19 protein-coding genes and 1 riboswitch are annotated in these 19702 nt (G+C 40.8%); of the genes, 11 read left to right on the forward strand and 8 right to left on the reverse strand.

Features of this window, described 5'->3' with window-relative positions; all coding sequences use genetic code 11:
* Positions 1-66: 66 nt before the first annotated feature.
* Positions 67-1443, reverse strand: coding sequence for a WG repeat-containing protein (locus D0S24_RS12770; RefSeq protein ID WP_117020268.1), 1377 nt, complete (start codon positions 1441-1443; stop codon positions 67-69).
* Between the two features lie 156 nt (positions 1444-1599).
* Positions 1600-2052: a PspC domain-containing protein gene (locus tag D0S24_RS12775; RefSeq protein WP_117020269.1), complete on the reverse strand. Its 453-nt coding sequence runs from the start codon at positions 2050-2052 to the stop codon at positions 1600-1602.
* 271 nt (positions 2053-2323) lie between these two features.
* Between D0S24_RS12775 and D0S24_RS12780 the strand changes: the two genes are divergently transcribed.
* The gene (locus tag D0S24_RS12780; RefSeq protein WP_117020270.1) at positions 2324-4117 is read left to right on the forward strand and encodes a histidine kinase; all 1794 of its coding nucleotides are present in this window, start codon (positions 2324-2326) and stop codon (positions 4115-4117) included.
* An 11-nt stretch (positions 4118-4128) separates the two neighbouring features.
* Positions 4129-4863 carry a LytTR family DNA-binding domain-containing protein gene (locus D0S24_RS12785; protein ID WP_117020271.1) on the forward strand — a complete coding sequence of 245 codons (735 nt, stop codon included), beginning with the start codon at positions 4129-4131 and terminating at the stop codon, positions 4861-4863.
* Positions 4864-5024: 161 nt separating this feature from the next.
* Here the strand turns inward: D0S24_RS12785 and D0S24_RS12790 are convergent, their stop codons facing one another.
* The 5 genes from D0S24_RS12790 to D0S24_RS12810 all read right to left on the reverse strand — a co-directional run bounded on the left by D0S24_RS12790 (position 5025) and on the right by D0S24_RS12810 (position 9947).
* Positions 5025-5780, reverse strand: a complete 756-nt coding sequence (locus D0S24_RS12790) for an SDR family oxidoreductase (protein ID WP_117020272.1) — start codon at positions 5778-5780, stop codon at positions 5025-5027.
* 68 nt (positions 5781-5848) lie between these two features.
* The gene (locus D0S24_RS12795) at positions 5849-6094 is read right to left on the reverse strand and encodes a hypothetical protein (RefSeq protein WP_117020273.1); all 246 of its coding nucleotides are present in this window, start codon (positions 6092-6094) and stop codon (positions 5849-5851) included.
* 7 nt (positions 6095-6101) lie between these two features.
* Positions 6102-6674, reverse strand: a complete 573-nt coding sequence (locus tag D0S24_RS12800) for a Crp/Fnr family transcriptional regulator (RefSeq protein WP_117020274.1) — start codon at positions 6672-6674, stop codon at positions 6102-6104.
* 666 nt (positions 6675-7340) lie between these two features.
* A complete protein-coding gene (locus D0S24_RS12805) occupies positions 7341-8696 on the reverse strand; it encodes an FAD-binding oxidoreductase (protein ID WP_220377762.1) in 1356 nt (451 codons plus the stop codon).
* Positions 8697-8861: 165 nt separating this feature from the next.
* Complete coding sequence (locus tag D0S24_RS12810; protein WP_117020275.1) at positions 8862-9947, reverse strand: nickel-binding protein; 1086 nt, start codon at positions 9945-9947, stop codon at positions 8862-8864.
* Positions 9948-10315: 368 nt separating this feature from the next.
* Here D0S24_RS12810 and D0S24_RS12815 point away from each other — a divergent pair, with 368 nt between their 5' ends.
* Positions 10316-10519: a hypothetical protein gene (locus tag D0S24_RS12815; RefSeq protein WP_147321453.1), complete on the forward strand. Its 204-nt coding sequence runs from the start codon at positions 10316-10318 to the stop codon at positions 10517-10519.
* A gap of 101 nt (positions 10520-10620) precedes the next feature.
* Here the strand turns inward: D0S24_RS12815 and D0S24_RS12820 are convergent, their stop codons facing one another.
* A complete protein-coding gene (locus D0S24_RS12820) occupies positions 10621-11514 on the reverse strand; it encodes a DUF4382 domain-containing protein (RefSeq protein ID WP_117020568.1) in 894 nt (297 codons plus the stop codon).
* A 560-nt stretch (positions 11515-12074) separates the two neighbouring features.
* Between D0S24_RS12820 and D0S24_RS12825 the strand changes: the two genes are divergently transcribed.
* From D0S24_RS12825 to D0S24_RS12855, 8 genes are all read left to right on the forward strand, one after another.
* Positions 12075-12635 carry an RNA polymerase sigma factor gene (locus D0S24_RS12825; protein ID WP_117020277.1) on the forward strand — a complete coding sequence of 187 codons (561 nt, stop codon included), beginning with the start codon at positions 12075-12077 and terminating at the stop codon, positions 12633-12635.
* Positions 12636-12806: a hypothetical protein gene (locus tag D0S24_RS21115; protein WP_181938086.1), complete on the forward strand. Its 171-nt coding sequence runs from the start codon at positions 12636-12638 to the stop codon at positions 12804-12806.
* A 9-nt stretch (positions 12807-12815) separates the two neighbouring features.
* Positions 12816-13622 (forward strand): mechanosensitive ion channel family protein, encoded by an 807-nt coding sequence (locus tag D0S24_RS12830; protein ID WP_117020278.1) that lies wholly within the window; start codon positions 12816-12818, stop codon positions 13620-13622.
* A 64-nt stretch (positions 13623-13686) separates the two neighbouring features.
* Complete coding sequence (locus D0S24_RS12835) at positions 13687-14985, forward strand: PAS domain-containing sensor histidine kinase (RefSeq protein ID WP_117020279.1); 1299 nt, start codon at positions 13687-13689, stop codon at positions 14983-14985.
* Between the two features lie 226 nt (positions 14986-15211).
* A complete protein-coding gene (locus D0S24_RS12840; RefSeq protein WP_117020280.1) occupies positions 15212-16171 on the forward strand; it encodes a bile acid:sodium symporter family protein in 960 nt (319 codons plus the stop codon).
* 450 nt (positions 16172-16621) lie between these two features.
* Complete coding sequence (locus D0S24_RS12845; protein WP_251795785.1) at positions 16622-17491, forward strand: DMT family transporter; 870 nt, start codon at positions 16622-16624, stop codon at positions 17489-17491.
* Positions 17492-17551: 60 nt separating this feature from the next.
* Positions 17552-17662, forward strand: a riboswitch (TPP riboswitch).
* 56 nt (positions 17663-17718) lie between these two features.
* Entirely contained in the window at positions 17719-18321 is a 603-nt protein-coding gene (gene pnuC, locus D0S24_RS12850) for a nicotinamide riboside transporter PnuC (protein WP_117020282.1), read from the forward strand.
* Positions 18299-19309: an acyl-CoA dehydrogenase gene (locus tag D0S24_RS12855; protein WP_117020283.1), complete on the forward strand. Its 1011-nt coding sequence runs from the start codon at positions 18299-18301 to the stop codon at positions 19307-19309. Before pnuC ends, D0S24_RS12855 begins: the two co-directional genes overlap by 23 nt.
* Positions 19310-19702 lie beyond the last annotated feature (393 nt).

The raw sequence follows: 19702 nt of genomic DNA on the forward strand, positions 1-19702 counted from the left end.
CAGGGCAAACATCTTCTGTTCCTTGCTCATCGTATACTATTTTAGGGCAAAGCTAGAGACAGGAAATCAAGATGGCAATATGTGCTTGGTGGGGTGGATACGGAGTACCACCGTTTTTGTATTAAGGTTTATAAACCCTATCCGTAATTCCTTACCGCGAAGTACTCCCTGGTGGTTCATGTCATTATTGGAGAAATAGATCTTAGGGTCGGTCTCGCCCATCACGCTGAAAAGCCCTTTGCCGGAATGCATGCCCCCGTTGGGTTCACGGTAGGAAGCCCCGTGGATATGCGAAATACCGTTAATGCCGAACCGGGCAAAAAAATCGGCCTTCGGCATTACCTTAAAAAGCGTATCCATCACGTAAAAGCCACCAGTAGTGGTTGTTAGGCCATAGCTTTGAAAGGTGTCAAATTCGTGATTGCCCAGCTTTCTTTTATCTTCCGCCGTTTGTTTAAATACGATCTCCCCCTTTTTATTGATGAATGCATATTGGAACTCGCTACGGTCTTTTGGTTCCACCTTTGCAAATCCTCCGGAAAATCTAGAGGGCCTTATAGAAAACAGAAGCGGAATTGCCAATTCGCCTTTTTCATTGACATAGCCGTATTTCTTTATCCCATATTGATCTTTCTGCCCCACTACCGCCATGCCATCAAAAAAAGGTTCGGCTTCGTCAAAAACGGCCTCAGTCAACTTTTCTCCCGATAGTTTCATATATCCCAGTTTCCAACCTTCCCTGTATTCGGAATAAACACCTATACCATTGCCGATCTTCGCCAACCCCGTACCAAGAACGTACCGCTTACCGGTATGGGTGATGTAATGGTGTTGAACGGGATGTTTGCCCTGTTTGTTTTTTGGACGGTCGTACAAGGTCCGTACTCCTTCAAGGAGTTGGCCGTTAAGTCCCATCCGAACACTCTTGGTCTCCGGGGATCCGGTGAGTTCTTTTCCTTCGGCGTTCATATACGATTCAAAGCCGCCCTGTGCCTTTTTTTCATATTGAAAAATACCGTTGACATACACCTCGTTTTCACGAAACACATAGGTATTGCCAATATCATAAAATCGGTAGGTATTATACGGAAACACAAATTGTCCGTCGGCATTTATCATGGTACTGGCAGTGCCTTTGTGGACTATGGCCTTGCCGTGGTTGAAATGCCCAAATCTATCCGCATCCACATACACCACATTTTCCGCAATTTCTCCCCCGTGCAGGTGTAAAAAATTTGTGCCGTTGGGGGCGTTGGGCTTCGTTTCCGTTTCACTTTTGGTATCGGCCTTCTTCTTAAAAATAGTTTTCAGGGCATTGAAGTCTTTTTTTACCTGCTCTACCGATTCCTTTACGGTAGGTTGGGTCTGGGCCAGGAAAACAGCAGGAGACAATAGTGTAAGCAACAAGCTGATTTTCAAGGTGACAGTTCTATAATTTTTCATCTCTACAAAAATTCAATAAATCACTGATTTAAGGTTGTTTATGTCGGTTGGCATTGCTATTCTTTTTAAAAGCCCACCTGCCTGTTTTTGCACAGTTTATTGGCCTTGATGGTCGCCATGATTTTGTGCTGGTTTAATTATATGCCATAGTAAAGGCTATTTGGGGATTTCTTTTTTATCCATAAAATATCCAATTGTCCCGCCCACCAGGGCAAAGACCACCATGCTCAATACAATGTTGAAGACAATGTCCACGCCGTTACCTATAAAACCGTTATATCCGTCCACGACATCGGGGAGGTTCCCCACATAACTGAACATCCCCATCAAATTTTTGATGATATCCGATTGAAAATAATAGCTCAAAGGTATTCCCAACAATACTCCGACAAACCCAAAAATTACCATCCTGCTTTTATTTTGGACAGTTGCCAAGTATAGGCCAAAGTAGGCAATAACCCCTAGGGGAATAAACAAAAACGTAAGCACAATAAAAGCTATCCTGACCCCTACAGGAGCCAGTCCAAGTTTGTGGGAAAGCTTACTGCAAACCCCGAAAAGCGATTTTTCCGGGCGTGTAAAAAAAGTGGGAATGTTTTGAGTATCCATAAAAAAGGAACCGTTTATGGTTTACGATAAAGGTATCACAGTTACTTACCTTATAAAACCCCAAATGATTATCCGTTGTATTTGATTTATTTCATGATGGATCAAAATGATTTTTTGTTAAAAACCATATCTTTACAAGTATTCCTTTTTTAACATTCTTATGAAATGAGCCATAACAAATCGTTGATACGCACCAATAAATATAATGGCGAATCGAACCCGCCTGAACGGAACCGGCAGGTCTTACCTATAAAAACAATAAAATGAACGGATGAAAAGGGTTTTTGCATTGATTTTTCTACTCTTTTTTTGCATTGCAACCAACGGTCAGGGCCTGAAAAAAGAGCTTGACTCCCTGTTGGGCCGTATTACCGTATTGCCCTCTACGGATACAACGACCATTAATTTAAGGAATGATTATACCAAAAAGGCCCTGTTTGCAAATCCTGCCGACAGTACACTTACCGATTTTGCCCAGCAAACCTTGGAAGATGCAGGAAAAATTGGCTATCAAAAAGGTGTAATGCTGGCGTATGAACGTTTGGCACTCATCAGCCAATATTCTTTGTCCAATCCCTATAAAGCCCTCGACTACTACCATAAAGCCCTTTCCGTTTCTGCGAACGATCCTAAGCTGGCACCTTATAAATGGGGTGTTACTGGTGGCATAGCCACGATTTATTACGAGCAGGAAGAATTTGAGAAAGCGCTGCGCTATTTTAAGGAAATCCTACAAAACAACAAAGACCTGGGACTCACTGCTACTGCGAATATCGCTAATGTTTATGGGTCGTTGGAGAAAACCGACTCGGCCATTTATTATTATCGGAAAGCATTGGCCTATAAACAAATAGAGGAAAACCCCACTTACAAGGCCAATTTGTACAGCAATTTGTCACTGATGTACGAAAAAGCGGAAAATGCCGAAGCAGCCGTAGCCTCAGCTGAAAAAAGCCTGAATTTGGTCGATTTGCATGGAATCGAGTTTGTACGTCCTACCGCTTATGCCAATGCATCCATGGCCTATCTGAAAGCAGGTGATTTTGACAAGGCCGAACACTTTGCAGGGGAATCCTTAAAGCTAAGTGAAGCACAAGGGAACTTATTTTTGCAAAAATCGGCCTGGGGAACCTTGGCAGATGTTTTTGCCGCCAAGGGCGAATACCAAAAAGCCCTCGAAGCCCATATTGCCTTTTCCGGACTGAAAGACAGCCTGAACAACCAAAACCGAAGGGTAGGAATAGCCCGAAAGCAAATGGAGTTCGATTTTGAAAACGAACGTACCCTGGCGCAAGCCGAAATAAAACGGCAAACCACCATAAAAACGGTTTCTGTTTTGGGCGCTTCTGCCCTATTTGCCGTTTCGGTATTGGGTTTTATATTGTACAAGCGTAGAAGGGATGCATTGGGGCAAAAGCAGGAGGCCGAGTTTAAGGCCCTGATTTCGGATACCGAACTGAAGGCCCTCCGTGCCCAAATGAACCCGCATTTTATTTTCAACTCGCTCAATTCCATAAGCGATTATATCCTGAAAAACGACACAGCTACGGCCCGGGACTACCTTACGCGGTTCGCCCAGCTAATGCGGATGGCACTTGAAAATTCGGGACATAGGGAAATTTCCCTGAACGAAGATCTGAAGTTCATTGAGCTCTATCTGCAAGTAGAGTCCAAAAGGTTGCCGGGCAGGTTTTCCTACACCATAGATGTTGAAAACGGACTGGACACCGAAAATATCCTTGTCCCCCCGTTAATCCTCCAACCATTCATAGAAAACAGTATTTGGCACGGTTTTATATCCAAAGGTTCCAAAGGGCATCTTATGGTGGAAATAATAAAAGAAGGCGAAATGCTGGTATGTAGCGTGGACGACAACGGAACGGGAAGAAAACTAAATGGAGCGGAAACCGATAACAAAAAATCGCTTGGCATCGCCATTACCGAAAACCGTATAAAGATCCTGAACAAACAGAAAAAATCCACTGGCCAACTTCAAATCACGGACAAGCCCAATAATGCAGGAACGCGGATAGAGGTAAGCCTTCCACTGCAAACCGCTTTTTAAAAACAAGTAACATGACCATAGCCGTAATAGACGATGAACAACACTGTACGGACAGCCTCCTTGCTTTGTTGGAACCCTACAAGGGCGAGATGGAAACCGTGTGTTTTAATACCGTAGATGGAGCAATAAGGGGTGTGGAAACCTTGCGGCCAGACATTGTATTCCTAGACGTACAACTAAACGAAAAAACGGGGTTCGACGTACTTTCTTCCGTTTCCCATCGTGATTTTTGCCTGATCTTCACCACGGCCTACGAACAATATGCCATTGAAGCCTTTAAATTTTCCGCCATTGACTATTTATTGAAACCCATTGCCAAAGAAAATTTTGAAAATGCAATGCGAAAGGCGTTGCTACGGTTGGAACAAAACCATCTTAACGAAAAGATAAATGTATTGCTGTCGCACATTTCCAAGGGAAACAACCCAAAAAGGATAAGTATCCCTTCCAAAGAGGGCTATAGTTTCCTCAATATCACGGATATTGTACGCTGCGAAGCCGATGTAAACTATACACATATTTTCACTTTGGATGGGAAGAAACACACGGTCTCCAAAACATTGAAATATTTTGACGGACTTTTATCCCATCACGGCTTTTTCAGGATACACAGTTCGCACCTTATTAATCTGAACAGCATAAAATCGTACGCTAAAAGCGGTTATGTCACCCTTTCGGATAATACCAAATTGGAGGTTTCGGTAAGAAGAAAAGAGGCGTTCATAAAGGTTTGTATCGGGATTTAGTTTTTGTTGGGCAAAGCCGGCATATTATCGTATTACATTGGTTTAACTCTCACATCACCATACATGCAAATATAGATATCAAAAAAACAAGGGATTTCCCTTTCGAAAAACCCCTTAAGAATACAAGTGCTGTATTTTTACCGATTTGTTAAACACCTACCTTAACGCTGATTCTCCGGTTGTGCTATCCAGTTGGCATAATCCGTACCCCCTAAATATACCGCATTATCCGGAGCCAAAGTGTCTGTTTCTATAGATGCGCCCGAGTACAATGACTTTGTATCGGAAACGATCTTATATTTCTTTTGTGTGGCAGCAGTATAGGATTTAATCCAATCCGCCATAGGGTATTTTTTAGGACCCCCTATTTCCAAAATGGTATTTTTAGGTTTTTCAACAGCTATTTTGGCAAGAAATCCGGCAACGTCCTTACTGGCAATGGGCTGTATGTTGGCGTCTGGCAAAACCACTTGGTCATTGATTAGACTCATGTGGACGATACCTGCCGCAAATTCAAAAAACTGGGTAGCATGTACAATGGTATAAGGAATCTCCGAAGCCTTGATCATATCTTCCTGTACTTGTTTGGCACGGAAATACCCACTTTCCTGTAGTTTTTGGGTACCGACAACCGAAAGTGCCAGATGGTGGGTTACCCCTGCTCTTTTTTCTGCTTTCAACAAATTCCCGTTAGATGTTTTAAAGAAATTCATTACGGCATTGTCTTCAAATGAAGGGGAGTTGGATACATCTACCACCACTTGGGCGTTTTGCAAAACGGCATCCAGACCTTCACCGGTAAGCGTATTCACTCCCGTGTTGGGGGCCGCCGCAATGACTTCATGTTCGCTGTTTTTTAAGAGATTTACTACTTGACTTCCGATAAGTCCGGTGCCGCCGATAACTACTATTTTCATAATTGTAAGATTTAATTATTTGATGGTACAAAGTTGAAAATAGTGCGGGCTAAAAAACTTAAGCTGGTTTAAGAAAGGTGTTCCGCCTTAATTTTTTTGAAGGCTTTGAGGGAAACGCCCATATACGATGCAAAAATGGATTCGGGAACCCTTTGTATCAAGATCGGATAGGTAGTTTTAAAGTAATTGTAAAAATCGGCTTTGGAGGTGGTGGCATAGGTTTTTTGCTTTAACAGGGCAGCCCCGTAGGCCCGTTGGTGTATTGTTGTACTGATTTTAAAATATGTTCTCGCAATACCTGCAACATATCCCATTAATTATTTAGGTTACCGATTTCTTACGAAGTTCGCTCAAATATTCGGGGGTAAAGCCCAAAAACGATGCCAGATACTTTTGTGGAATACGTTGGGCAAACTCAGGATGTTTTACCATGAAAAAATGGTACATTTCCTCTTTGGTATACCCATAAAGGTATTTAAACCGCATTTGTGCAGCGGCAAAAGCGCGCTGGTATATGAAACGAAAGTAGCGCTCCAAAACCGGATGCCTATCCAATAGCTCATCAAGTGCCTTTCGTTCTATAAACAACACTTCCGAGATTTCCATTGCCTGAATATAAAACTGGGTCTGCAGTTGATGTTCAAAAGCGATGGTGTCCGTCAGCCACCAATTTTCAATGGCAAACTCTGTGGTCTGTTCAGTGCCTTTATCATCAATGAAAAATTTGCGCAAGCAGCCTTTCAGTACAAAATAGCGGTATTTGCATAGTTGTCCCTCTACTAGCAAGTTTTCTTTTTTACGATAGGTCTGGATTTGGAAATATTGGAGTACCTCGGCAAACTCTTCGTTACCTATATGCGTAAATTTGTTGATATGGGATTGGAAAATATGCATATCTAAAACATGGTTCTACTCGGTTTTATTAATACAAAACACTAAGGACAGGCCTTTGCAGGAAAGGCAATCATCTGCCGACCATAAAATTACCCATATTGGCCTTTGGAATTTCATGAACATCATTATATTTTTCAAATATAACGAACATTCGTAAATCGACATCTGATATACAAACCAAAGAAGCACAATAGGGATAGCTATATTGGTATTTCAGGTAAAAGACCTAAAATAGCAGGCTTATAAGAATCTCTTCGAATATGGGAAAACGAACACTTTGAACGGTAGAGAAGCTACCGAGCCTTTAACTATTGTATCAACAGGGTTTCCTGTGCAAGGAGCTGCGTTATACGTCTTGGACACCAAAGACGAACAAAAAATTCAAAACAATTAAGCTGATTTCTTAGCCAATTGGGAAAAGTTTAAATGAGTTCTAACAGTATATAACAAAAACCGATTAGAGCATAAAAAATGCATCATCGGTAAGAGGAACGAGGAAGCAATCTGATCATTTGAATGGACAGACTGCCACGCTGCACTCACAGTGACGGGTCGTCATTGCGAACAAAGTGAGGCAATCTGCCCAATGTGCGACAGATCGCTTCGTACCTCGCGATGACGAAAAACTATTTTTTGTCATGTACTAAAATGAGTTCTATATCCGTTTTACGAATTTAATGGTTTTATGTTCTGGTTGACGTGGAAAAAGTTTTCCGGATCATATTTGGCTTTTATTTTGGCAAGGCGCCCATAGGTATCACCATAGCTTCCCCGAATCCGTTCTTCGCCTTCCTCCATCATAAAATTGATATAGGCACCGCCCATGGAATATGGGTGTAGGGCTTCCCAAAAGTTCCGCGCCCAGGACTTTATTTTCCCCATATTTGCCGGATCGGGATCCACACCGGCAATTACCATGGACCAGTTGGCATCACGTTTTCCCCAGGCGGTTTCATCTTTGCCCACTTTATGGGCCGCACCGTTTACAGGATATAAATGCATCCCCGATTTAAGGTTCGGTACTTCCCCAAAACGAAGGTGTTCGGCGATGGCCCCATCTGGTATCTCCCGTACAAAATCCCCTTTCCAATACCATTGATCGCCCGGTGGATAGAGTTCGTCAAACATTTGTTGCAGATTTGGATAGGGCATCTCCCCGGTAAATTCGAACAGTGGTTTGGCCACATCCCGTGCCTGTTGTATGTATTTTTCAAAACCATCTACAGGTCCGGTGTAGCACCATAGCAGGCCACATATTTTTTTGCCCTGAATGTCTTCCGGGAAAGGTGCTGCGGGCGGTACAGCATTTTCAAGGTAAAAGGCATATACATCATCGGGCAATTGTGGAAGCCAGTCGCGATACCACTTTAAAGTTGTTTCAAGTTTGTCGAGCGGCCAGAACAAGGGTCCTGCGATAACATTTTTTACGGGATGGAGCTGAAACTTAAATGTGGTTACAATTCCGAAGTTTCCCCCACCTCCGCGCAGGGCCCAGAACAGGTCGGGGTTTTTGTCCTTGCTTGCGTGGACAAAATCCCCGTTTGCAAGAACAACATCGGCGCTCAAAAGATTATCGATGGTGAGTCCGTATTTACGTGTCAGGTAACCATGCCCGCCACCGAGGGTAAGTCCGCCCACTCCGGTTGTGGAAATAATCCCGCTAGGCACGGCCAAACCGTGTTCGTGCGTTGCCCTATCAACATCCCCCCAAGTACAGCCTGCGCCAACAGATGCGGTTTTGGTTACTGTATCAATTTTGATTTCCTTCATATTGGAAAGGTCAATAACCAACCCATTATCTACAACTGCCAAGCCTGCACCGTTATGACCTCCCCCGCGTACGGACACTTCCATATTGTTCTTACGGGCATAATGTACTGCATTTACCACATCCAATTGGTCATGGCATTTAACAATGAGTGCCGGTTTTTTGTCGACCATTGCATTGTAGATGGTCCTTGCCTCATTATATTGTGCATCTTTAGGCGTGATGACCTCACCTGTTAAGCCTTTATGTTCCATAATTGTATGTTTTGGTTGTTTTTACGGAATAAAGGTAGTTATACTTATAGGCCGGTAGCTAACGGCTATGGTTCAAAAAATACCGTTAATGATTCGAAATTTAAAAATAGCATCGAGAATTTACAGACCACGAACTATGGATGTGTTTTTGCCCGAGTTATCATTTTAAATCGCAGAAGGTTTGAACCCGAATTTTTCGGTAAAACATTTTGAAAAGTAGGACAGGTTGTTGTAGCCAACTTCCATGGCCACTTCCGAAACATTTCCTGATTTTTGTTGCAATAATGTTCTTGCTTTATTCAATCTGAGGTCTCTTATGAAGTAGTTGGGAGATCGTCCCGTAATGGTTTTTATTTTTCGGTACAGTTGCGGTCTGCTTACACCAATGTTCCTGCAAATACGACCGATATGCTTTTTATCCTCAAACAAACCGCTTTCCAAGGTATTGATCAATTCGGATAAAAGTTTTTCTTCAGAGGGCGTGACCACTTTTAGGAGTTCAGGATCGGTACCAGGTCCCAGATGGGCCAATTTTCCAGTAAGCGAAGAAATCAAAATCTGATTATCACTGGCAGCATTGCTCAACCTATGGGCGAGTTTAATGGTTTCGTTAAAGAAGTCACCATCCGTTGTTACCGGTTGTGCCGTTGCCAATCCGATCTTAAAAATTATGCTTGGTCTTTGATTTTCACTATTGAGCAATTTTTTTTGAAGCCGCATCGAACATTGAACCGCTTGCGAAGCATCGTCGAAGGCTGCAATTAAACTATCGTCAATTTCCCAGGGTATTGCCCTGCCATGGAATGTGGCAAAGTTATCCAATGTCTTTTTTATCGCCCAATTGGGAAGTAAAAGATCTTCGAGATTTGACGAATCTTTTGCAGTGGTGACACCTCTTATGGATATAGCCAACATACTCCGGTACCCCAAATCGGCTTCCCCGCTACTATAGGCCACCAATCCCCCATCAGACTTGGCAGTATGGGTGCCTATTGCCAATTTATAAAACCCTTGTTCTACTTCGGTAATGGCACAGGCCACATTTCCATGTGCCAGTTTGTGTACCAGTTCACAAGTTTCCCTATCGGGAGCTTCTATCAGACAAAAAACCGTACCCGCATTTTCATTGACCCAAAATTGATGGTATTTCACTCCATAATCATCCTGGATCGCCTTGTCGGCCATATGTGCCTCTTTGACTTCTTCTATGGTAACAGCGTCGAATTGATGATAGTCTATAAAAAGTGGCATCGTATTTAAGTTTATTCCGATTCGTATTCCAATAGCAAAATAGAATTCTTATATATATCTGGTAAAAGTCTACAGTTGGCAAAAGGCAGTGGGCGGTAAACAGTGTTCAGTAGACAGTATTCAGTAAACAGTTTTTAGTAGGTAATTTTTTGCCTACTGCTTACTTATCCCATTCCGTTCCAAAACATTCGTAATTTGATTGTATGGTAGTTTAGTTAAGGATTGGTTTACAACATATTAAATGTACAAAATTTAACTTTTTCAGGGCATTTTTACAAAAGAAAAAAAACATACCTATAATCCTGAAATCAATACTTCGAAAGGTCCACCTACAGTTAAGCAATTGCCTTTAAATTTGAATGACCGAAATGGCCAAAATCATGACTGCGGATTTACGGTCGATTGGGCGTTTGTATAATGGGTTCAGGAAAGTTGTTGATCGATCTCAATACAAAATGGTGCATCCTGCTTTGAAATACAAAACAATGGAAGTGCTTCCCAATACAGTCATCACTATTACGGATATGAAAAATACCATGGCTATGCAACATTTTTTTGCCTTGGCTAGATAAACTTAAACGACACAGTAGCATTGACACTACACTAGTTGAAAATAAAAAAGCGGAGTCTTTCGATTCCGCTTTTTTTATGATTGCTGCACTCAATACTACATTTAGTTCCCTTCTTCGGTTACAGCGGCATTAAGTTCAAAATCTTGAACAGTCTTGTTCCCCGCAACAATTTCAATATCTTCGGCAGATTGTGCATCGTACCCATCAAGTTCTACGGTTACATCGTAGTCCCCGGACAAAAGACCCATAACCATATAGGCACCGGTCTCGTCCGTAAAAGTGGTCGTATTCAGGGTATCTGCCGCAAAAACAGATACTTGTGCCCCTTCTAGTCCAACGGCAACTTCCTCCTGCAGAGTAGTCACCATTCCTGCAAGGCTTCCGGCAGTAGACAGATTACAGGCCTTGATTACCGGTTTAAAATTAAATCCTGTAATACCTGCCAAATCCTTGATATTCCCCTTTGCTATAAAAGATTTGCTCACATCAAAATCCAGCAACAGGTCGGCACTTAAATTACCGGCTACGGTTATACCCGGTTTTATAAAGACCTTAATTCCGGTTTGTTCACCACTTGGAACTTTTAGATCATAAGTGGTACCATCGGTAAGTACCACATTGATTCCTTTTACATATACCCTTACCAGATCATAGGTGCCATTGGGAACTTCCGTGTCCACCAGGGTTTCGGTTATTCCATTTGTTAGGTCCAAGAGGTTGACCTCTATTTCCTGTTCCATCAATACGGTAAAGGGAGAACCGGTTTCATCTGCCATTTCCCCTTCCGTTTCGGTATCGGATTCCATGGCTATATTGCGGGCATCTATTTTAAAGATGGTCACGTTGGCCTCTGCCACCAAATCATGGGGAAAAGGGGCATCTGTCAATCGAATTGACATCTTTCCCATTTTTGCACTCTCATCGTTATTATCCGTACAACCAATGAACGCGGCAAAACAAGCCAATAGAATAAATGACAAAAATTTGATTTTCATAGTTTTAGATTTTGTGTTCAACATTATTATGTAGGTTTTAGCCCAAAAATTAGGGTCGTTCATCCATATAACAACCCAAAGCTTACAAAACCCTACCTCCAAAATCAATTTTGTTCATTTTTTTCGATGAAATGCAAGCTTTAAAAATTGGTATACTATAAATATATACGGGTCCAACCACTAAAATGGCCCTTTTCGCAATACTAAATTATGGGATTGGCCTATGTAGTTGGGCATAATTATGTTTTCAGAGGCTGACCAACGTTGCAGACGAGTGTTAGCGGGTAGAATTTATTGAAACGAACAACTAGTGTTAAGTTAACCCTGAAATGACTTCTCGACTGCCCGCCCGAACGGGCCGTTCGGCGGGCGCTCGAAGTGACGATAGATTGTCTGGTCGAGCGGAGTCGAGACCTGAATTTAATGACATAACATCCTTAACATAACACTAGTTTAAATTAAAAAAGACGGGATTTAACAAAAAAAGTGATTTTATAAAGTGACTTTTGCATAATATTCGTGTCACAACCTAAGGATATCCATTCAATTAAATTAGTGAAGTGATTAATTTGGACAAAGAACTAGGTGATAATGAGCTGGTTGCTAAAATTGTTGAAACAAATGATGCGGAATTGTTCGGTCTACTTTATGATAGGCATGCTCCAAAAGTCTATAACCGATGTTTGAGTATTTTAAGGAATAAGGTGGAAGCACAGGATATGACCCATGATATTTTTGTGTTGATTTTTATCAAATTGCGCTCTTTTAACGGCAAATCAAAATTTACGACCTGGCTATATTCCATAACCTATAATTACTGCATCAATTATATACAGCGGGACAAGGAAAAGGTAAATAAAAAAGTAGATCTTGAAAATCATATGTTGTCCGTGGATAAAACTATTTCGGATGAGGAAATTTATCAGTTGAGAATAGACAAACTACTTCAAGCAATGGAACTCATCCATGCAAATGATAAAATCTTGCTTATTATGAAGTATAAGGACAATTTTACATTAAAGGAAATAATGGAAATAATGGAAATTGGTGAAAGTGCCGTAAAGATGAGGCTTAAAAGAGCAAAGAACAAGTTAGTTGAAATTTATAATCAAATAGATTAAATGGAGAATCCGTTCGAGCAAATATTGAGTAACGATACCTTGCCTGAAATCATCAAAGCAAGGGTAATGGACGATATCAATCTTATTAAACTTGGTTTCGACCTGGCCAATCTTTTTGTGGTAAAAAACCCTAAGATAATTAACGAATCAATTAAGAATTTAAAAAAATAAGCCAACCTTATGAAAAATAGTTTTTTATTTCGATTACCGGACAATTTGTTGGATTCCCTTTATAGTTTAGGTCTAAAGTTTGTCAAAATAATACTCTTTATCATCCTGGCCTGGATCGTATTGCGAATTGTCCTTTCCATTTTAAAGAAGTTCCTGAAGTTATCCAAGGCCAAAACCAAATTTGAATGGATACAGCATAAGGTAAAACTGCCGTTTCAAATAGATTTGGAAACGGTGTTGACCGGTTTTGTACGATGGTCGTTAATTTTGATATTGGTAACCATTGGAGCGGATATTTTGGAATTCCCCAGTGTTTCTTACCAAATGACCAGAATAATAGACTTCTTTCCAAAATTGGTTAGCGCATTGGCTTTGTTTTTATTGGGACTTTACCTGGCCTCAACAGTGAAGAAATTCTTAGGAAGTATATTGGATTCATTTCAATTGGGAGGCAGAAAGCTATTGGGCAATATAGCTTACTTTTCCATATTTGTTTTGTTTTCAATTTTAGCCGCGAACCAGGCCGGCATTAATACGGATATCATTACGACCAATCTGGCATTGATATTGGGAGCCTTCCTGGCTTCAGTGGCCCTGGCCATGGGATTAGGTTCCAGGGATATTGTTTTTCGACTTATTTTGGGATTTTATTCAAGAAAAAACTACACCATAGGAACCCTGGTGAAAATTGATGATTTTGAAGGGCGGATAATCGCCATTGATAACATTTGTATGACCGTGGAGAACCATGATAAAAAAATTATATATCCTATAGAACTGGTTGTCAACAGCAAAGTGGAAATAGCGAAGAGTTAAAGGGATATTCAAGTGACTTTTTAAACTTTTTTGTGTCAAATAAGAACGAATCAAACTTATTTGAATGACACTTTTTTTAGTCCTTGCAACCCTTGTATTTATCTTATTGATCTATCTATCATTTAAGCGTTGGGATGTATTACACGCAATGATAGTGCATCAAAATACGGCTCCCTTACAGAAATATTTGAATCGCTTGGAAGATAATTCCCAATCGGGGCTCCTAATTACAGAACTATCCAAAATAAAAGATCAGGAAGCCCGGGAAGCATATTTGAATGAACTGCCCTTGGCCACTTATGTGTTTTCCGCTTTTACCGGCCGCGGGAAGTTCGTCAACCCCACATTTGAACAACTTTTCGGGTATACCCTTAATGAAGTTCCATCGGTCCATCATTGTATGCAATTGATCTTTCCTGATGAAAATTATCGGCGTTACGTTAAAAATGAGTTGGATACCATATGCAGGGAGAACAAAAAGGGATCCTCTATTTTTAGATCTGTAGAAGTTTATGTTTCCTGTAAGGACGGTTCAAAAAAATGTATTTCTTTGGGTTGTGTTGGGAAAGGAAATAGAATGTGGTATTATGGCTATGACACCACCAAGAGTATGAAGAAAGAAGACCCCCTACTTCATGGGGAATATCAAATGAATACGCTTAATACCGATAAAAACAAAATTTTTTCCATTATTGCCCATGACCTTAGAAGTCCGTTCAATACCATATTGGGCTGTTCCGAACTATTATTGGATAGCATTGGGGAGAAGAATAAGGAAGAAGCGTATAAATACTCGGAAATAGTACATGCAACGGCTCAAAATTCACTTGCCCTACTCGACAATTTGTTAAATTGGTCAAAATTGCAGACGCAACAAAATAATTTCAATCCCCAAAATATAATTCTATCCGATATTATTAATGGGATTATAGAACTATTCTCTTCAGCTGCAACGATCAAGGAAATAGAGTTGGTTCATCTTGGATCGTATGATTTTGAAATCTGTACCGATATGGATATCTTAAAAACTGTATTAAGAAACATAGTCTCCAACGCAATTAAATTTACCAGAGTTGGTGGAAAGGTATGTATTATGACGAAAAAGGAACCGCCTAAGGTCATAATTACAATTTCTGACAACGGCATTGGTATCAACGAAAGAAATGTGGATAAGTTGTTTAATATTGAAACAAATAAATGGACCTTTGGAACGTCCGATGAAAAAGGTTCCGGCCTCGGATTGCCCCTTTGTAAGGAATTTATGGAAAAACTCGGGGGGAGTATATGCGTTAAAAGCATAGAAGGTGAAGGGAGTGAATTTAAATTGATCCTTCCCCTTAATTATGGAGGTCAAAAATTGTAACAAAGGATAAATTGACTGAACACGGACGGGCTCTGCCTTGGATGCGCCGTAGAGATAGTTACGATACAAGGCATTGAATTTTTTGTCCTATATCTTGGTTCTTGTAGCGCAGCGGTCTTGCTTCTGACACCCCTGATACTCTGTGCCGAGGTAGTTCCTTTTAATCCCGATGGTTATTGGGCGGGTATTTAGCCTAATTTAGCCCATAAGAACAAAACCACAATACATGAAAATAAAAATTGATAAGTTTGTCCTATCCATTATAGGCATTATCATCATCGCTTATTTTTTTCCGCAATGGGGAACCCGTGAAAGTAAAATTCCTATCGACATCATTAGTGCGATAGGAATTTCACTTATATTCTTTTTTTATGGACTTAAATTGAGTCCGGATAAATTAAAGGCTGGACTAAAAAACTGGAAATTGCATGCGCTAATACAGGCTACTACTTTTTTGATCTTCCCTCTATTGGTTTTGATTTTCCGTCCCTTCCTTCAAAATGAAGAACAAGAAACCATGTGGTTGGCCTTCTTTTTCTTGGCAGCCCTTCCCTCAACCGTATCCTCATCGGTGGTTATGGTGTCCATAGCAAAAGGGAACATACCGGCCGCCATTTTTAATGCCAGTATTTCCGGAATCATAGGCATAGTTATTACACCTCTTTGGATGGGACTTTTTGTACATGGGGCGCAAACAGATTTTGATTTTACCGCATTTTACATGAAACTTTTTGTACAAATAATACTACCAGTGGTATTGGGATTCTCCTTGCAACGTTTTTTAGGTAATTTTGCCCAAAGGCACAATAGTAATTTGACCCTCTTTGACAAGTCCATTATCCTACTGATTATTTATAAGAGTTTTGCGGTATCCTTTGATGACCAAATCTTTAGTGCCGTCTCTCTTGTAGATCTATTGGTACTTTTTTTGGGTGTATTGGTATTATTTGTTGCCGTTTTTTACCTGACCCGATTTATGGCCGGAAAATTACGGTTTAACAGGGAGGATCAAATTACGGCACAGTTTTGTGGCACCAAAAAATCATTGGTACACGGCACGGTCTTTTCTAAAATACTTTTTGGAAACATGGCGTCCATAGGAATAATATTATTGCCCTTGATGCTGTTCCACGCCACCCAAATATTGATCATTAGTATGATTGCTTCAAGAAAAAGCCGGATCTAGGGCTTTTTAGTACATGACAAAAAATAGTTTTTCGTCATCGCGAGGTACGAAGCGATCTGTCGCCCATTGGGCAGATTGCTTCACTTTGTTCGCAATGACGGCTCGTCACTGTAAGTGCAGCGTGGCAGTCTGTCCATTCAAATGAACAGATTGCTTCCTCGTTCCTCTTAGCAATAACGCATTTTTATGCTCTAATCGGTTTTTGTCATGTACTATTATTGGGCTTATAAATTGGGTATTATTCATTTAAATCAACATTAATAGTCAATTATCAAGTCTATGCAATAATGCCCGGATCCCAAAAGCCACTGATATTTAGTTCGGTAGGGACATGCAAAATTCATTATGTATGGACAATTCAACGGTTTCCTAAGCTAACTTTGGATTAGGTTTTTATACCTTAGCGCATTCAAGCCATAAATATGGCCATGGCAAAACAACAACGCTATTTTGTTAAAGATTAAATGGAGCAAATCTTCCGGATCGGATTTTAAAAAGGCATTACTTTTTATGGTCATCAGTACGTTTTCATTTACTTTAATGAATGTTACCGTAAAATCTCTGGACCGGATCCCAACCTTCCAGATCGTATTCTTTAGATGCCTGGGTTCCTTCGTACTGGCAACCACCTATATTATGGTAAAGGGGATTCCAATTTTTGGCACCCAGAGAAGACTGATGTTGTTAAGGGCCGTGTTGGGCTTAACGGCCATGAGTCTTTTCTTTCTTTCCCTAAAGCATCTCAATGTGGGCACGGCAGTTTCATTACGGTATTTATCACCTATTTTTGCCGCTTTCTTTGCTGTTGTCGTATTACGGGAAAAGTTGAAAAATGTGCAATGGATTTTCTTCCTGACCGCCTTTGCAGGGGTATTGGTCCTAAAGGGATTTGATGGCAATATCAATACTACCGGGTTTGCCCTAATCTTAACTGCTTCCGTTTTTAGTGGAATGGTCTACGTTGTTATTAGAAAAATAGGGGTGTCGGACCATCCGGCAGTTGTAGTAAATTACTTTATGTTCGTTGGTACCGTTATTGGCGGACTGTTGGCCATAGCGGTTTGGGTGGAGCCAATAGGGTACGAATTGATGTTTTTGCTTTTATTGGGTGTCTTTGGTTTTATGGGACAATTGTATATGACCAGGGCTTTTCAAATTGCCAAAACGAACCTTGTGGCCCCCTTAAAATACATTGAAGTGATTTTTACTATTTCCATCGGGGTTCTATGGTTCCATGAGGCCTATACAATTTATAGTTTCATAGGATTGTTTATGATTATTTCGGCTTTGGTGCTGAATACTTTGGTAAAGAAGGATTAAGTATTATTAAAATAAGTATTATTAAAAAAGGGCAACAAATCCCAAATAAGTTATAGCTTTGTACCTTAAATGGGGTGCTTGCATTTACTGCAGGCTGAGATGATACCCAGGAGTTTTTACTCTGAACCTGATCCGGATAATGCCGGCGTAGGGATTTTGGTCCAACAGCAGCATCTTGCAAGTTGGGATTTGCTTCATCTTTTTCCATTTTATAAATTAAGGAATCGATGGAGAATTTTTTTACACAGCTTACATACTTACAGATAATTGGAACGGCCCTTGGGGTGGCACAAGTCCTTTTGGCAAGGAACAATAATATCCACAACTATTTATTTGGAATAGCATCCATACTTATTGGTATATGGGTACTTTATCAAACAAAACTATATGCGGATATTGTACTTCATCTGTACTATTTGTTTATGAGTATCTACGGCTGGCTTTTTTGGAAATATGGCAGACAAAAAAAGGAAACGCCTATTACCTACTCGGACAGATCGGAACAAATAATGGCTATTGCTATTGTAATCGCCTGCTTTGCGCTAATGCTCTATTGGTTGGGCCATTTTACCAATTCGGATGTCCCTGTCTGGGATGCGGCCGTAAGTGCCTTTGCCTGGGCGGGGATGTGGCTCATGGCCAAAAGAAAGATGGAGAATTGGATCTACCTTAATATCAGTAATCTTATTGCGATCCCCTTGTTCGTTTACAAAGAACTGTACGTTTATGCGGGCCTGACCATTTTTTTGTTTGTTGTGGGGACCTCTGGATATTTTAAATGGAGAAAATTAATTTTGGAAAACAATAATGGACAAACTGCACAAGCTTAGAAAACTGGATTGGGGAACCGATGTATTTCCACAAGATGTTTTGGATTGCATCAACAGTGAAAACCTTTGGAACCTATGGGTCCCAAAAACCCATGGCGGATTGGAACTATCCCTAAAGGCGGGATTGTCCTTGCTGAAGGATTTGGCCAGGATCGATGCCAGTCTGGGATGGACCATCACACTTTGTAGCGGGGCCAACTATTTTGTAGGCAATTTACAGCCAAACAAGGCCAAGGAAATTTTTATGAAGGCCGGATCCCCTGCTTGTTTGGGCGGAAGTGGAGGGGTTTTTGGGTCGGCGGAAAAAGTGAACGATCAGTACAGGATCAAGGGGAAATGGCGCTATGCCACTGGCGCTCCCTACCTTACCCATTTTACCTTAAACGCAGAAATTCTGGAAAATGGAACCCTATTGCGAAATGATGACGGATCGCCAAGGGTGCAATCGTTCGTAATTCCTAAAAATGCAGTGCAGGTCATTGAGGATTGGAATACCATGGGCCTTAAAGCTACTGCCACACATTCTTTTGCCGTTAAGGATTATATGGCCCACAAGAGCTGTAGTTTTACCTATAATGAAGTTTATCTGCCCCAGCCTATTTTTAAGATCCCCTTTTCCCTTTTTGCCGATCTAACACTTTGGGTAAATTACATAGGTATTGCGGAACATTTATTGGAAGAGGCCAATACGGAAATTTTAAAGGGAAGCTTGGATGCCTTGAAAAACATGATTTTGGAGTCCGATCGAAAAATATTCCATTACGTTAATGAAATTGAGGGAATGATCGAGCAAAAAAGGGCTATTGAAGAGGATTATATGCGAAAAATACACCATGGGGCCGTACACTCCGTGAAGGAAATTTCCAGGAATATCATAGAAATCTTCCCAAAATTAGGGGTAAGGGCAAGCACAAAGGACCATCTGTTAAACCAGATTTTCTGTGATTATTTTACAGCGACCCAGCATCATATTTTTTCAAGGGAATGAAATTGGTTGAAAGTTGAAGGTTTGAATGTTCAAAGTTGTCCGATGTGTGTGGAGATCTTTTTATTGGGTTGGGCAATAAGAAGTAGCGGTTGACAGTGACAGTTGGCAGCTTTAAAATTCAAGGTTTCAGGTTCAAGGTTCAAAGCGTGTTCTATGCGGGTATCAGTAGCTGATTGAAGTTTCGAGGTTCAAATTTGTAAAGCTGTTATTTTAGTTTCTTTGGAAGTTTTATAGGCACGAGTGTGACACTCGCGCCAACTCGGGAAGTGGAAAACAGGCTATGTTATGGGCATATTAAAGGTTGCATGTTCTATGGATTCAAGAACTTGTTTGTAGGCAATAACCTTCATAAGGTTGTAGCCATCTTTATAACAAATACAAGTGATAAACCTA

This window comes from Arenibacter sp. P308M17 (assembly GCF_003426735.1).
In the GTDB taxonomy this organism is placed as follows: domain Bacteria; phylum Bacteroidota; class Bacteroidia; order Flavobacteriales; family Flavobacteriaceae; genus Arenibacter.